Source organism: Citrobacter sp. Cpo109, from assembly GCF_030332565.1.
In the GTDB taxonomy this organism is placed as follows: Bacteria; Pseudomonadota; Gammaproteobacteria; order Enterobacterales; family Enterobacteriaceae; genus Citrobacter; species Citrobacter portucalensis.
The window spans coordinates 418,244-431,067 of record NZ_JAOWHQ010000057.1; the positions used below are offsets into that span (position 1 = coordinate 418,244).

Consider the following 12,824-nt stretch of genomic DNA (forward strand, 5'->3'; position numbering starts at 1 on the left):
TGTCAGAACGGAGATTGTGACGTTAGAGGGTAGGATAGTCGGTGTAACCTTCCGCGCCGCCGCCGTAGAAGCTCTCGGCACGTTGCGGATTCAGTTCTGCTTTGCGTTGCAGACGCGCCACCAGATCCGGGTTAGCAATATAGGCGCGACCAAAAGCAACGGCGTCGATCAGACCTTTCTCGATCAGCGCTTCTGCTTTTTCTGGGGTGTAAGCACCAGCACCAATGATAGGACCGTGGAAGCGCGCGCGAACTTTTTCGCGGAACGCATCGGAATACGGCTCGCCACCGGCCCAGTCCGGCTCAGACATGTGCAGGTAAGCGATTCCGCGCTTGCCCAATTGTTCAATCAGATACAGCGCATCGGCTTCTTCGTTCGGACCGTTGTCAACGTTCTGGAAAGTGCCAATCGGGGAGACGCGAATACCAATGCGATCGGCACCCCATTCTTTAATACCGGCGTCAACCACTTCCAGCACCAGACGCGCACGATTTTCGACGCTGCCACCGTATTGATCGGTACGCTGGTTAGACGTTGGCGACAGGAACTGGTGCAGCAGGTAGCCGTGGGCAGAGTGCAGTTCAACCATATCGAAACCTGCCACGCGCGCATTGGCTATCGCCTGACGGAAGTCATTAACGATACCCGGAATCTCTTCTGTTTCCAGCGCACGTGGCATTGAGGTATCGGCACGCGTTGCCAGGCCGTTTTCATCACGCAGCGAGGTGCGGGTTCCAGCGCTAATCGCGGAAGGTGCAACTGGAGCTTGACCGTTTGGCTGCAGACTGGCGTGAGAGATGCGTCCAGTGTGCCACAACTGGACAGCAATATGACCTTGCTCAGCGTGTACGGCAGCAGTGATTTTCTTCCATGCGGCAATTTGCGCTTCGCTGTGTAAGCCGGGTGCTCCGGCATAGCCTTTCGCCTGTGCGGAAATCTGCGTCGCTTCGCTGATGATAAGACCCGCGCTGGCGCGTTGACGGTAATACTCGGCCATCAGCGGAGTAGGGATGTCGCCAGGCTCAATACTGCGCAGACGCGTCAGTGGCGCCATAAATACGCGGTTTGCTGCCGTAATGGCACCCACTTTCAGTGGGGAAAACAGTTTTTCAGATGACATGTGACACTCCTGAATAGACCGGTCGTCTAGTAATAAAGAAAATAAAAACGCCTGTTAAACGGCAGGCGTTGTGATGACGTTTTTAACGTGCGCCAGCGCATTTTCCAGCGGAGTGGCGCTACGAGAAATCTTGGCCTGCAGGTTGGCGCCAAGCCACAGCGCATACAGTACCTGCGCCTGCTGTAACGGCTCGCCAACAAAAGACAGACAATGGCTGGCCTGACCTTTCTCCAGCGCCTGCGCTAACAGCACAATAATGTGCCGCGCGCCTTTATCCATCGCTGTGCGCATATCTTCTGACAGATCGCACACTTCGGCAGACAGTTTTACAGTTAAACAGCCGCTAATAATGCCGTGCTGGCTAAACTGGTTCAGGGTTTCCTGATAGTAGGCCAGAATGCGATCGCGGTAGTTTCCCGCTCCCGTATCAAAGTGCGTAGCCAGTCGCCGATGATAGGCCGCATAGTGGCGTTCCAGCATCGCGACACCGAACGCTTCTTTAGAGCGAAAGTAATGATAAAACGAACCTTTGGGTACTTCAGCGGTTTTCAGTAGTTCGCTTAACCCCATGCCGGTGAAGCCGCGCTGCATACACAGCAGTTCGCCAGTCGCCAGCAGATGTTCGCGTGTATCGTGTTCAGTGATTTTGTTCATGGGAAGGAGTGTAATAGACCAGTCGGTCTAATGCAATAGCGCTTGCGAGAAATTCAGTTAACGTCTTCAATAGGTATATCAATCTTATTAAAGGAGGGGATGTGGCCGAACAGCTGGAGTTTTTCCCCGTCCAGAGCCCATGCCGCGGAATATGTCAGTCTGACGAACGCGGCTTTTGCCGTGGCTGTTTTCGCAGTCGGGATGAGCGTTTTAACTGGCAAAAGATGAGCGATACCCAAAAGCAGGAAGTGCTGCGGCTTTGTCGTCAGCGCCTGATGCGTAAATTACGTGCAAACAAAGCCAACCCTTCGGAAGAACCGCAACAACCTTCACTCTTTTAAAAGCGTAATTGCGTATACTCGAGACACATTCACTTAAAAGGAAGCTGCTATGGTTCAGCGTATTACTATTGCGCCGCAAGGCCCGGAATTTTCTCGCTTTGTGATGGGGTACTGGCGCCTGATGGACTGGAATATGTCCGCGCGCCAGCTAGTCAGCTTTATTGAAGAGCATCTGGATCTTGGCGTGACCACCGTCGATCACGCCGATATTTACGGTGGATACCAGTGTGAAGCGGCGTTTGGTGAGGCAATGAAGCTGGCTCCGCATTTGCGTGAAAAAATGCAGATTGTGACCAAATGCGGGATCGCGACGACGGCGCGCGCGGAAAATGCGCTGGGCCACTACATCACCGACAGTGCACATATTATTGCCAGTGCAGAAGAGTCGCTGAAGCTGTTGGCGACCGATCATATTGATCTGCTGCTGATCCACCGTCCCGATCCGCTTATGGATGCTGACGATGTCGCCGACGCTTTTAAAAAATTGCACCATAGTGGCAAAGTGCGTCACTTTGGCGTCTCCAACTTTACCCCTTCACAGTTTTCGCTGCTGCAATCGCGTCTGCCGTTTACTCTGGCGACCAACCAGGTAGAAATTTCACCAGTACATCAGCCGCTCCTGTTGGATGGTACTTTAGATCAACTGCAACAGTTACGTATTCACCCGATGGCCTGGTCCTGTCTCGGCGGTGGTCGCCTGTTTAATGATGATGCTTTCCAGCCTTTACGTAATGAGCTTGCCGTGATCGCAGAAGAGTTGAATGCGCAGTCTATTGAACAGGTGGTATACGCCTGGATTTTACGTCTGCCGTCTCAGCCGCTGCCGATTATTGGCTCAGGAAAAATAGAGCGTGTACGTGCTGCCATTGAGTCTGAATCGCTGAACATGTCTCGCCAGCAATGGTTCCGCATTCGTAAAGCGGCGCTGGGTTACGACGTACCCTAATCGCGTTTTTGGCGCATCTCCGTTCAAATTTGTGTCACTGGTTTACACTTAACAATCAGACACCTTTTGGACGGAGGTCTTATGAAGCGTTTGAGTTTGGCCATTATCACTCTACTCGCCTGTGCAGGTGCGCAGGCTGCCAGTGAAGAAAAAGTGACGATGAATCTGGTCACATCGCAAGGCGTCGGCCAGGCGATTGGTACGGTCACTATTGCTGAAACCGCAAAGGGGCTGGAGTTTACGCCCGATCTGAAGGCGTTGCCGCCAGGTGAACATGGCTTCCATGTGCATATGAACGGCAGCTGCCAACCGGCAATTAAAGATGGGAAAGCCTCAGCCGCAGAATCGGCTGGCGGCCATTATGATCCGCACCAAACCGGCAAACATGAAGGCCCGGAAGGCGCAGGTCATATGGGCGACCTGCCGCTATTGGTGGTGAATAACGACGGTAACGCTACAACGCCGGTCGTTGCGCCGCGGCTTAAAACGCTCGATGAGGTTAAAGGTAAAGCGCTGATGATTCATGTGGGCGGCGATAATATGTCCGATCAACCGAAACCGCTTGGCGGTGGCGGAGCACGCTATGCCTGTGGTGTTATCAAATAATCAACGACTGAGAGTGCCCGGCGGCGGCGCCTGTTCGAGTTGTGAAAGCGAGCAGTGTAGCCGCCAGACCAGTGCCGACAGTTCCTGCGCAGCGGGTTGATGATGGTGGGCAAGCGTATCGCAGATGCGCTGTAGCTCATTCAGTGTGGCATTCAGTGGTCGTTGCTGGACGCCACGCTCGCTCATTACATCGCGCAGCAGCGAGATACACACGTCCCTGACGCGAGCCAGCGGATCGGAACGCGCCTCCCAGGTACGCAGTTGCCACACCACGTGCGAGCAGTTCAGTAAAACGACCCCCCAACGTAATAACCAGCGTCGCGCCAGCGCATCCTGACTGTTGCTGAGCTGGCTGACGTGATGATAGGTCAGTGATTCAAATTCGTTTTCACTGAGTGATGGATGTCGGCTGAGCTGATCGACAAAATCCCGGCGCAGGGCGCGAATATGGCGGCGACTTTTTCGTGCATCCGATCCGGGGCGCAGAATGGCGAAGGCCAGCCATGATAGCGCCACGCCGGTGATTTTCGCCATATTGTCATTCAGGAAATCAGCAAAATCATATACCGGCGGATTGGTTACCGCGATAAACGAACCCATAAATACAATCAACTGCCCCCAAAGACCTGCCAGGGCAGGCATTTGTAGCTTCAACAGTTGCATGGTGGCGAGTAGCGGGAAAAGAAAGAGAATAAACTGCCAGAGGTCGGAAATTTGCACCATCAGGCCAAACTTAACCACAAAGCTAAATAGCGACAGTAGAACCAGCGTACGCATCAGCAAAGAAAGCGACTTGAACGGTGTGGCAACGGCGGAATACAGCACACTGCTGATCGCAGCGAGCGTGAGTGCGCCAGAGCCTGATTCCCATTGTGCGCCAATGCTCCATGCGCCGATAAGCATCAAAGTGCAGAACGTACGCAACCCGCTCCAGATAGCTTCCGCATTATCGGTATGACGGGCAAGCCCCGGCGTGCGGGCGATATTAATACGCTCGGCGGTAACACCATTTTCCAGTAAATGCAGATAATGGCTGCTGCGCAGGTAGAGCCGACAAAAATAACGCAGTCGTTGCCAGAAGGCGACGTGTCGATAGTCGCGGGCATCGACGGGCTGCAGTGGGGCAATAATACGTGCGACAGTGTAGCTATTCGCATTGGATTTGATTAGTTCGCTGAGCAACTGTTCGATGATTTCCCGGGTATTGGACGGGGGATTAGGCCAGTTCAGCAGCATCCTGCGCAGACTGGAAATCACGCTGGTCATGCGTAACTGCTGGTGCAACAGCGAATTGAGCAAAGCATTCTGGCGACGAAAACGATAATGACTCCAGAAAGCCTGAATACGCAGCAGGTTCATGGTCAGAATCTGCCCGATAACACCTTCATGGGCTGTGCGAATGGCATCCGTGGTTTCTGGTTGCCAGAGTAGGCTGGCATGTTCCAGTAAACGTGAATGCATGTTTTTTAATGCAGTCAGTAACGTGGTGCCATCGGAGGTGCTGGGCAGGATCATCATCATCACGCCGCCACACAGGATACCGACGATGACTTCACACACGCGTGCCTGCGCGATATCCCATAACTGCGTAATTTCCACGGTATTGACCATGGGAAACGCAATGATCGCCGCCGTATAACCTGCCAGTTGAAAGGCGTAGGCAACGTTATTGGTGAAGTGCGCACATGCCCAGGTACAAAAACCGATCCACACTGACATGCTCAGCAAAAACAGCCACGGCTCATTGAGAGTATGACCGGCAATAATCAATGCGGCGGTGGCTCCCAGTAGGCTACCCGCCACGCGACCCAGACTTTTGCTGATAACCCCGCCAACGGTGGGAAAACTAACCACCGCCGCCGAGGTCATCGCCCAGTAGGGCTCATCCAGATTCAGATAATAAGCAAAAGTTAACGCGAGGCACATCGCAATGGTGTTACGCAGCGCATAACGCCACTGTGCCGCCGTGGCTTTAAACCACGGCAAATTGCCTGGTGTCAGGCGGGGCAGTTTCATTTACGCTGGCCGATGGATACGCTGCAGGTTGTACCTGACACCAGCGTGACCTCCCGCGGCAGGGCGTCGAATTCGATGCGTACCGGGACACGCTGCGCCAGACGCACCCACGGCACGTTGGGTTTGATGTCGGGAATCAGGCCGGAATCACTTTCCACACTTTGATCGTAGATGGCACGGCCAATACTGGAAACGTGACCCTGTAACTTTATATCGCCGCTGTAGAGCGTGATAAGGGCGGGCGCACCCTCGCGAATGTGGCGTAACTTAGTTTCTTCAAAATATCCCATCACATAAAAAGAGTGACTGTCGACAAGGGCAAACAGGGGCTTACCGGTTGAGGCGTAATCACCGGTACGGGTAGACAGGTTTGTGACCCAACCCGCTACGGGGGCTTTGACCACCGTTTGCGTCAGTTGCCACTGGGCCTGGCGCAAACTGGCCTCAGCCGCTTCAACGCTTGCCTGCATGGCTTTTACGTTGAGATTTGCGGTATCCAGATCCTCGGCTGAGATGTAATTTTGCGATAAATGACGGCGGCGGTTGGCTTCGTTATTGGCTTTCGCCAGGTCAGACTGCGCTTTTGCCAGTTGCGCTTGCGCATTCAGTTCAGCAATGTGAAATGGCGTCTTGTCGATAATAAAAAGGACATCGCCTTTATTCACAAACTGGTTATCTTTTATATAGAGTTCGCTAATGCTGCCTGACACTTGCGGCGTGATGCTGACCTGCTCAGCACGTACTTTGCCATCACGTGTCCAGGGCGATTGCATATAGTAATTCCACATCCACCATCCGGCGAAAACTGCGATTGCAGCGACTATAATAGTGGAGAAGTATTTAACGGTTTTAAGCGACATAATCACCACGCTATCAGCATAACAAAGGCCAGACATACGCAAAGCGTAAAGAGTGACAGATCCATTAGCAGGGGATGCCAGATTTCGCCGGAGTAAATCCAGTCGCGCAGCAGGCGATGAACAACCAGCCAGAGAATAAATCCTGCTACAATCGACTTGAAAACAGGAGGGAAGTAGACAGATGCGCCGATCATTAAATCCTGTAGGGGCAATCCTGTTGCATTAAATATAAACTTCACGGGCAAAATCCTTGACGGAAGAGAGCATTGCTATAGGTTTAGCAAAAAAGAGACAATGAGTCTCTGTAACGCATAATGTCTGAAAAAATGTCAGCCGGTAAGCAAATTTGGCAATACATTTGTTTTGGGAATACAAATGCTGCACACTATTCTAAAATCAGCACAATAACTTAGCAAGCTAATTATAAGGAGATGAAATTGGAATCGCCATTAGGTTCTGATCTGGCACGGTTGGTGCGCATTTGGCGTGCTCTGATTGACCATCGCCTGAAACCTCTGGAGTTGACGCAGACGCATTGGGTTACGCTGCACAACATTCATCAGTTGCCGCCGGATCAATCGCAGATTCAGCTGGCTAAAGCGATTGGCATCGAGCAGCCTTCGCTGGTACGTACGCTTGACCAGTTGGAAGAAAAGGGACTCATTTCACGACAGACTTGCGCCAGCGATCGTCGAGCTAAGAGAATTAAACTGACAGAGAAGGCTGAGCCGCTGATCGCTGATATGGAAGCGGTGATCAACAAAACACGTGGAGAAATTCTGGAAGGGATTTCAGCTGAGGAAATTGATCTGCTGATTAAGCTGGTTGCCAAACTCGAACACAATATTATTGAACTGCAGTCACAGGATTGAAACGATAAGTTACGTGTGGCCAGAGCCTGACCACACGTGAATTCGATTAGCGTGGAGACACGGTAACCTGGCTGCCGTTGTTAGCCATAACAACGCGCTGGCCGGCTGAAAACTTGGTCGCACCCTGTTTCTGAACCACCATGATGGTATTACCATCATCCTTACGGATTTCCAGTTCCACACCCTGGGTTTTATTCATCGCACCTTGTACGCCTTGACCCGCTACGCCACCGGCAACTGCACCTGCAGCCGTCGCTAATGAACGACCCGTACCGCCGCCGACGGTGTTACCAAGGAACCCGCCGAGTACCGCACCACCAATAGCACCAATCACGTTTGCGTCATCGCCACCCTGGATTTGCACCGGACGAACATGAACAATCGTACCGTAGGTAACGTTCTGAACTTGTTTCGCTTCGGATGCGGTATATACGTCGCCTGAAAGGCTATCATTGTTAACGCAACCCGCTAAAGATACGCCCATTAATGAAACAATCAGCACACGTTTAATCATTTACAAATCTCCTTTGTCACCACGAAACGCTAATAAAACACCCTTCATGGTTAAATTATATGGCATTTGTGAGCCTAAGGTCACATGTTCTACTGGAACAATATGAAAATCTTAACCGAAATTGGATCAACCGAGTATAAACGAATCATTCATGTAATTGATGTAATTAAACGATCATTGTAATGATTAGCCACCAAAAATCATTAAGGAAGCATGGCATTAGTCGACACTTTATGGTTGAGTGTCAAGGCTAATTTGCTTAAAAGGATGACCTATGAAATCGGGCCGTTTTATCGGTGTAATGTCTGGAACCAGCCTTGATGGCGTCGATGTTGTGCTGGCGACAATAGATGAAACGATGGTTGCGCAGCAGGCGAGTCTGACCTGGCCCATCCCCATTCATGTTAAACAAGCGATTCTGGATATCTGTCAGGGGCAGCAGCTTACACTTTCTCAGTTTGGTCAGTTAGATGCACAGCTCGGTTATCTATTTGCTGAGGCGGTGAATGCGCTGTTGGTGCAAGAAAAATTGAAACCGCAGGATATCGTTGCGATTGGTTGTCACGGGCAAACCGTGTGGCATGAACCGAACGGTGCTGCGCCGCACACGCTGCAAATTGGTGATAACAACCAGATTGTCGCGCGTACCGGGATAACCGTAGTCGGCGATTTTCGTCGACGTGATATCGCCCTTGGCGGGCAGGGTGCACCGCTCGTTCCTGCGTTTCATCAGGCACTGCTGGCACATCCAACGGAACGGCGAATGGTGTTAAATATCGGCGGGATTGCCAATCTGTCTCTGCTTATTCCGCAACAACCCGTTCGCGGATACGACACCGGGCCGGGCAATATGCTGATGGATGCCTGGATCTGGAGGCAATGTGGCCAGCCCTACGACAAAGATGCGCAGTGGGCCATTTCAGGAACGGTGATCTTACCGTTACTGCAGAATATGCTTAACGACCCTTATTTTTCCGCGCCTGCGCCGAAAAGCACCGGCCGTGAGTATTTTAATTACGGCTGGATAGAGCGTCATCTGGCGCAGTTTCCGGGAATTAGCCCACGAGATGTACAGGCGACGCTTGCCGAACTGACGGCAGTAACCATTTCAGAGCAGGTCTTGTTAAGCGGCGGCTGTGATCGACTCATGGTATGTGGTGGTGGCAGTCGTAATCCACTGCTGATGATGCGTCTGGCGGCATTATTACCGGGTACAGAGGTCACCTCAACCGATGAAGCCGGGATCAGCGGTGATGATATGGAAGCGTTAGCCTTTGCATGGTTGGCGTGGCGAACACTGGCCGGATTGCCGGGAAATTTACCGTCTGTGACTGGGGCGTCAGAGCCGAGTGTTTTAGGGGCAATTTATCCTGCCAATCCGCGAACTCAGAGTTAACTGAAATTATTCAGCGCGGTATGCCGGTAAACTAAGGATATTAGGGAGGGTGCCATTACCCTCCAGGACCAGGAAAGTCTTCAGGATATGGCTATGAAAAAACTGTTGTTAGTGTGTCTGCCCGTACTGCTTAGCGGTTGTAGTGTGTACAACCAATTTGTCGAGCGTATGCAAACGGATACGCTTGAATACCGCTGCGACGAAAAACCGCTGACCGTGAAGCTGAACAATACCCGCCAGACGGCAAGCTTTGTTTATGATAATCAGCTATTGAACCTCAAACAGGGCGTGTCGGCATCAGGTGCACGTTATACCGATGGTATCTACGTATTTTGGTCTAAAGGCGACGAGGCAACGGTCTATAAACGAGACAGAATTGTGCTAAATAACTGTCAGTTACAGAACCCGAAGCGTTGAGATTTTCACTTGGGCGGCGCACAATAGCGTCACCCACTGACAATCCGTAGCCAAACATCATGTCTGATAACGACGAATTGCAGCAAATCGCGCATCTGCGCCGTGAATACACGAAAGGCGGTCTTCGCCGCCGCGATCTTCCCGCCGAACCCCTTGCGCTGTTTGAGCGCTGGCTGGGGCAAGCCTGTGATGCCAAACTGGCCGATCCCACCGCAATGGTCGTTGCGACCGTTGATGAAAATGGCCAGCCTTATCAGCGTATCGTGTTACTCAAACATTATGATGACAAAGGGCTGGTGTTCTATACCAACCTTGGCAGCCGTAAGGCGCATCAGATCGAGAAAAATCCACGCATCAGCCTTTTATTTCCCTGGCATACGCTGGAACGGCAGGTGATGGTGATCGGAAAGGCAGAGCGTCTTTCCACACTCGAAGTGGTGAAATACTTCCACAGTCGCCCACGCGACAGTCAGATTGGCGCCTGGGTCTCAAAACAATCCAGTCGGATCTCCGCGCGCGGTATTCTCGAAAGCAAATTCCTCGAACTGAAGCAGAAGTTTCAGCAAGGGGAAGTTCCTCTGCCCAGTTTCTGGGGCGGTTTTCGCGTGAGTATTGAACAAATGGAGTTCTGGCAGGGCGGTGAAAACCGTCTGCACGATCGTTTTTTATACCAACGCGAAGATAACGCGTGGAAAATTGATCGCCTGGCCCCCTAAAGATGCAAATTTCTTGTTTTAAGCGCTGGTGCTGATCAATCCGGCGCTTTATTCTATGTTTCTTTCGCATCAGGCGAAAAGTCGTGTACCGGCAAAGGTGCAGTCGTTTTATACATGGAGATTTTGATGGCAAGCAGTAACTTGATTAAACAATTGCAAGAGCGGGGGCTGGTGGCCCAGGTGACGGACGAGGAAGCGTTAGCTGAGCGACTGGCGCAAGGCCCGATCGCGCTCTATTGCGGCTTCGATCCTACCGCTGACAGCTTGCATTTGGGGCATCTGGTTCCATTGTTATGCCTGAAACGCTTCCAGCAGGCAGGCCATAAGCCTGTTGCACTGGTAGGTGGCGCAACCGGTCTGATTGGTGACCCGAGCTTTAAAGCCGCCGAGCGTAAACTGAATACCGAAGACACCGTGCAGGAGTGGGTGGATAAAATCCGCAAACAGGTTGCACCGTTCCTCGATTTCGACTGTGGCGACAACTCGGCGATTGCTGCGAATAACTACGACTGGTTTGGCGGTATGAACGTACTGACTTTCCTGCGCGATATCGGCAAACACTTCTCCGTTAACCAGATGATCAACAAAGAAGCGGTTAAGCAGCGTCTGAACCGTGACGATCAGGGGATCTCCTTTACCGAGTTTTCTTACAACCTGCTGCAGGGTTATGACTTTGCCTGCCTGAACAAACTGCACGGCGTGGCACTGCAGATTGGTGGTTCTGATCAGTGGGGTAACATTACTTCGGGTATCGATTTGACCCGTCGTCTGCACCAGAATCAGGTGTTTGGTCTGACCGTTCCGCTGATTACTAAAGCTGACGGCACCAAATTCGGTAAGACGGAAGGCGGCGCAGTGTGGCTGGATCCGAAGAAAACCAGTCCGTATAAATTCTACCAGTTCTGGATCAACACCGCCGATGCGGACGTTTATCGCTTCCTGAAATTCTTCACTTTCATGGACATTGAAGAGATCAATGCGCTGGAAGAAGAAGATAAAAACAGCGGTAAAGCGCCGCGTGCCCAGTATGTTCTGGCCGAACAGGTTACGCGTCTGGTTCACGGTGAAGAAGGTCTGGTCGCGGCAAAACGCATTACCGAAAGCTTGTTCAACGGCAATCTCAGCGATTTGAGTGAAGCAGATTTCGAACAGCTGGCGCAGGATGGCGTGCCGATGATCGAGATGGACAAAGGTGCCGATTTGATGCAGGCGCTGGTGGACTCTGAGCTGCAGCCTTCTCGCGGTCAGGCACGTAAGACCATTGCGTCAAACGCGGTAACCATCAACGGTGAGAAGCAGTCCGATCCGGAATATTTCTTCCAGGAGAGTGATATCCTGTTCGGGCGCTATACCTTACTGCGCCGTGGCAAGAAGAACTATTGTCTGATTTGCTGGAAGTAAGATTGAGTTAGCAGGGGCGTGGGAAACTACGCCCCTTTATTTTTTCAGGGTTGTGGTAAGTAAAATGAAGAATATCCTCGCCATCCAGTCCCACGTTGTTTTTGGTCATGCGGGCAATAGTGCAGCAGAATTTCCGATGCGTCGTCTTGGCGCAAATGTCTGGCCGCTGAATACCGTTCAGTTTTCAAACCACACGCAGTATGGCAAATGGACCGGTTGCGTTATGCCGCCGAGCCACCTGACTGAAATTGTTCAGGGCATTGCTGATATTGATAAACTCCAGACCTGTGACGCAGTACTGAGCGGCTATCTTGGCTCAGCAGAACAGGGCGAGCATATTCTGGGTATTGTTCGCAAAGTAAAAGCGGCAAACCCGCAGGCAAAATACTTTTGCGACCCTGTGATGGGACACCCTGAAAAGGGGTGTATCGTCGCACCCGGAGTGGCGGAATTTCATGTACGCCATGCGCTTCCTGCCAGTGACATTATTGCCCCAAATCTGGTTGAGCTCGAAATTCTGTGCGAGCATGCGGTGAATAATGTCGGTGAGGCCGTTGCAGCAGCGCGTGAACTGATCGCTCAGGGACCTGAAATTGTACTGGTGAAGCATCTGGCACGCGCAGGTATCAGCACCGACCGTTTCGAGATGCTGCTGGTCACCGCTGAACAAGCGTGGCATATCAGTCGCCCGTTAGTCGATTTTGGCGCACGTCAACCGGTTGGTGTGGGTGATGTGACGAGTGGCTTGTTACTGGTGAAACTGCTGCAGGGCGCGTCTTTACAGCAGGCGCTTGAGCATGTGACTGCGGCGGTGTACGAAGTGATGATCACTACCAAAGAGATGCACGAGTATGAGCTACAGGTCGTGGCCGCGCAGGACCGTATCGCCAAGCCTGAACACTACTTTAGCGCAACTCAGCTGTAATCGATGCCCGATGGCGCTCACGCTTATCGGGCATATTTTT

Annotated in this window: 14 protein-coding genes and 1 pseudogene; 9 read left to right on the forward strand and 6 right to left on the reverse strand. The window is 52.0% G+C overall.

The features are described from left to right. Window positions 1-22 precede the first annotated feature (22 nt). Together OGY71_RS12865 and OGY71_RS12870 are read right to left on the reverse strand one after the other, a co-directional pair. A complete protein-coding gene (locus OGY71_RS12865) occupies window positions 23-1,120 on the reverse strand; it encodes an alkene reductase (protein WP_063941544.1) in 1,098 nt (365 codons plus the stop codon). Between the two features lie 54 nt (window positions 1,121-1,174). Further along, window positions 1,175-1,774: a TetR/AcrR family transcriptional regulator gene (locus OGY71_RS12870; protein WP_286613387.1), complete on the reverse strand. Its 600-nt coding sequence runs from the start codon at window positions 1,772-1,774 to the stop codon at window positions 1,175-1,177. A gap of 101 nt (window positions 1,775-1,875) precedes the next feature. Between OGY71_RS12870 and OGY71_RS12875 the strand changes: the two genes are divergently transcribed. The 3 genes from OGY71_RS12875 (at window position 1,876) to sodC (ending at window position 3,667) form a co-directional block, all read left to right on the forward strand. Further along, window positions 1,876-2,115 carry a DUF1289 domain-containing protein gene (locus OGY71_RS12875; protein WP_003832768.1) on the forward strand — a complete coding sequence of 80 codons (240 nt, stop codon included), beginning with the start codon at window positions 1,876-1,878 and terminating at the stop codon, window positions 2,113-2,115. Between the two features lie 49 nt (window positions 2,116-2,164). Further along, complete coding sequence (locus tag OGY71_RS12880) at window positions 2,165-3,061, forward strand: aldo/keto reductase (protein ID WP_148362018.1); 897 nt, start codon at window positions 2,165-2,167, stop codon at window positions 3,059-3,061. Window positions 3,062-3,142: 81 nt separating this feature from the next. Beyond that, complete coding sequence (gene sodC, locus OGY71_RS12885; RefSeq protein ID WP_003832772.1) at window positions 3,143-3,667, forward strand: superoxide dismutase [Cu-Zn] SodC; 525 nt, start codon at window positions 3,143-3,145, stop codon at window positions 3,665-3,667. Here sodC and OGY71_RS12890 read toward each other — a convergent pair. The 3 genes and pseudogenes from OGY71_RS12890 to OGY71_RS12900 all read right to left on the reverse strand — a co-directional run bounded on the left by OGY71_RS12890 (window position 3,643) and on the right by OGY71_RS12900 (window position 6,782). Next, window positions 3,643-5,683 (reverse strand): annotated as a pseudogene (locus OGY71_RS12890) (FUSC family protein). The gene sodC and the pseudogene OGY71_RS12890 sit on opposite strands and share 25 nt — an antisense overlap. Then, window positions 5,680-6,543 carry an efflux RND transporter periplasmic adaptor subunit gene (locus OGY71_RS12895; RefSeq protein ID WP_032934449.1) on the reverse strand — a complete coding sequence of 288 codons (864 nt, stop codon included), beginning with the start codon at window positions 6,541-6,543 and terminating at the stop codon, window positions 5,680-5,682. Before OGY71_RS12895 ends, OGY71_RS12890 begins: the two are co-directional and overlap by 4 nt. A 2-nt stretch (window positions 6,544-6,545) precedes the next feature. Next, window positions 6,546-6,782, reverse strand: coding sequence for a DUF1656 domain-containing protein (locus tag OGY71_RS12900; RefSeq protein ID WP_063941548.1), 237 nt, complete (start codon window positions 6,780-6,782; stop codon window positions 6,546-6,548). A 192-nt stretch (window positions 6,783-6,974) separates the two neighbouring features. Between OGY71_RS12900 and slyA the strand changes: the two genes are divergently transcribed. Beyond that, a complete protein-coding gene (slyA, locus tag OGY71_RS12905; protein WP_122973940.1) occupies window positions 6,975-7,415 on the forward strand; it encodes a transcriptional regulator SlyA in 441 nt (146 codons plus the stop codon). Between the two features lie 46 nt (window positions 7,416-7,461). Here the strand turns inward: slyA and slyB are convergent, their stop codons facing one another. Beyond that, a complete protein-coding gene (slyB, locus tag OGY71_RS12910; RefSeq protein ID WP_003029175.1) occupies window positions 7,462-7,929 on the reverse strand; it encodes an outer membrane lipoprotein SlyB in 468 nt (155 codons plus the stop codon). Window positions 7,930-8,203: 274 nt separating this feature from the next. On the opposite strand from slyB, the gene anmK reads away from it, so the two are divergent. The 5 genes from anmK (at window position 8,204) to pdxY (ending at window position 12,784) form a co-directional block, all read left to right on the forward strand. After that, a complete protein-coding gene (gene anmK / locus OGY71_RS12915; protein WP_003832781.1) occupies window positions 8,204-9,325 on the forward strand; it encodes an anhydro-N-acetylmuramic acid kinase in 1,122 nt (373 codons plus the stop codon). A gap of 87 nt (window positions 9,326-9,412) precedes the next feature. Then, window positions 9,413-9,742, forward strand: coding sequence for a C-type lysozyme inhibitor (mliC, locus tag OGY71_RS12920; RefSeq protein WP_003029170.1), 330 nt, complete (start codon window positions 9,413-9,415; stop codon window positions 9,740-9,742). A gap of 59 nt (window positions 9,743-9,801) precedes the next feature. Further along, window positions 9,802-10,458, forward strand: coding sequence for a pyridoxamine 5'-phosphate oxidase (gene pdxH, locus OGY71_RS12925; protein ID WP_003029169.1), 657 nt, complete (start codon window positions 9,802-9,804; stop codon window positions 10,456-10,458). Between the two features lie 126 nt (window positions 10,459-10,584). Then, window positions 10,585-11,859 (forward strand): tyrosine--tRNA ligase, encoded by a 1,275-nt coding sequence (gene tyrS / locus OGY71_RS12930; protein WP_003029168.1) that lies wholly within the window; start codon window positions 10,585-10,587, stop codon window positions 11,857-11,859. A 64-nt stretch (window positions 11,860-11,923) separates the two neighbouring features. After that, the gene (gene pdxY / locus OGY71_RS12935) at window positions 11,924-12,784 is read left to right on the forward strand and encodes a pyridoxal kinase PdxY (protein ID WP_003832785.1); all 861 of its coding nucleotides are present in this window, start codon (window positions 11,924-11,926) and stop codon (window positions 12,782-12,784) included. Window positions 12,785-12,824: the final 40 nt, after the last annotated feature.

Bases quoted from the DNA above. Each gene is read 5' to 3' on its own strand.
- OGY71_RS12865 (WP_063941544.1), bottom strand. From the start codon at position 1,120: ATGTCATCTGAAAAACTGTTTTCCCCACTGAAAGTGGGTGCCATTACG.
- OGY71_RS12870 (WP_286613387.1), bottom strand. From the start codon at position 1,774: ATGAACAAAATCACTGAACACGATACACGCGAACATCTGCTGGCGACT.
- OGY71_RS12880 (WP_148362018.1), top strand. From the start codon at position 2,165: ATGGTTCAGCGTATTACTATTGCGCCGCAAGGCCCGGAATTTTCTCGC.
- sodC (WP_003832772.1), top strand. From the start codon at position 3,143: ATGAAGCGTTTGAGTTTGGCCATTATCACTCTACTCGCCTGTGCAGGT.
- OGY71_RS12895 (WP_032934449.1), bottom strand. From the start codon at position 6,543: ATGTCGCTTAAAACCGTTAAATACTTCTCCACTATTATAGTCGCTGCA.
- slyA (WP_122973940.1), top strand. From the start codon at position 6,975: ATGAAATTGGAATCGCCATTAGGTTCTGATCTGGCACGGTTGGTGCGC.
- slyB (WP_003029175.1), bottom strand. From the start codon at position 7,929: ATGATTAAACGTGTGCTGATTGTTTCATTAATGGGCGTATCTTTAGCG.
- anmK (WP_003832781.1), top strand. From the start codon at position 8,204: ATGAAATCGGGCCGTTTTATCGGTGTAATGTCTGGAACCAGCCTTGAT.
- mliC (WP_003029170.1), top strand. From the start codon at position 9,413: ATGGCTATGAAAAAACTGTTGTTAGTGTGTCTGCCCGTACTGCTTAGC.
- pdxH (WP_003029169.1), top strand. From the start codon at position 9,802: ATGTCTGATAACGACGAATTGCAGCAAATCGCGCATCTGCGCCGTGAA.
- tyrS (WP_003029168.1), top strand. From the start codon at position 10,585: ATGGCAAGCAGTAACTTGATTAAACAATTGCAAGAGCGGGGGCTGGTG.
- pdxY (WP_003832785.1), top strand. From the start codon at position 11,924: ATGAAGAATATCCTCGCCATCCAGTCCCACGTTGTTTTTGGTCATGCG.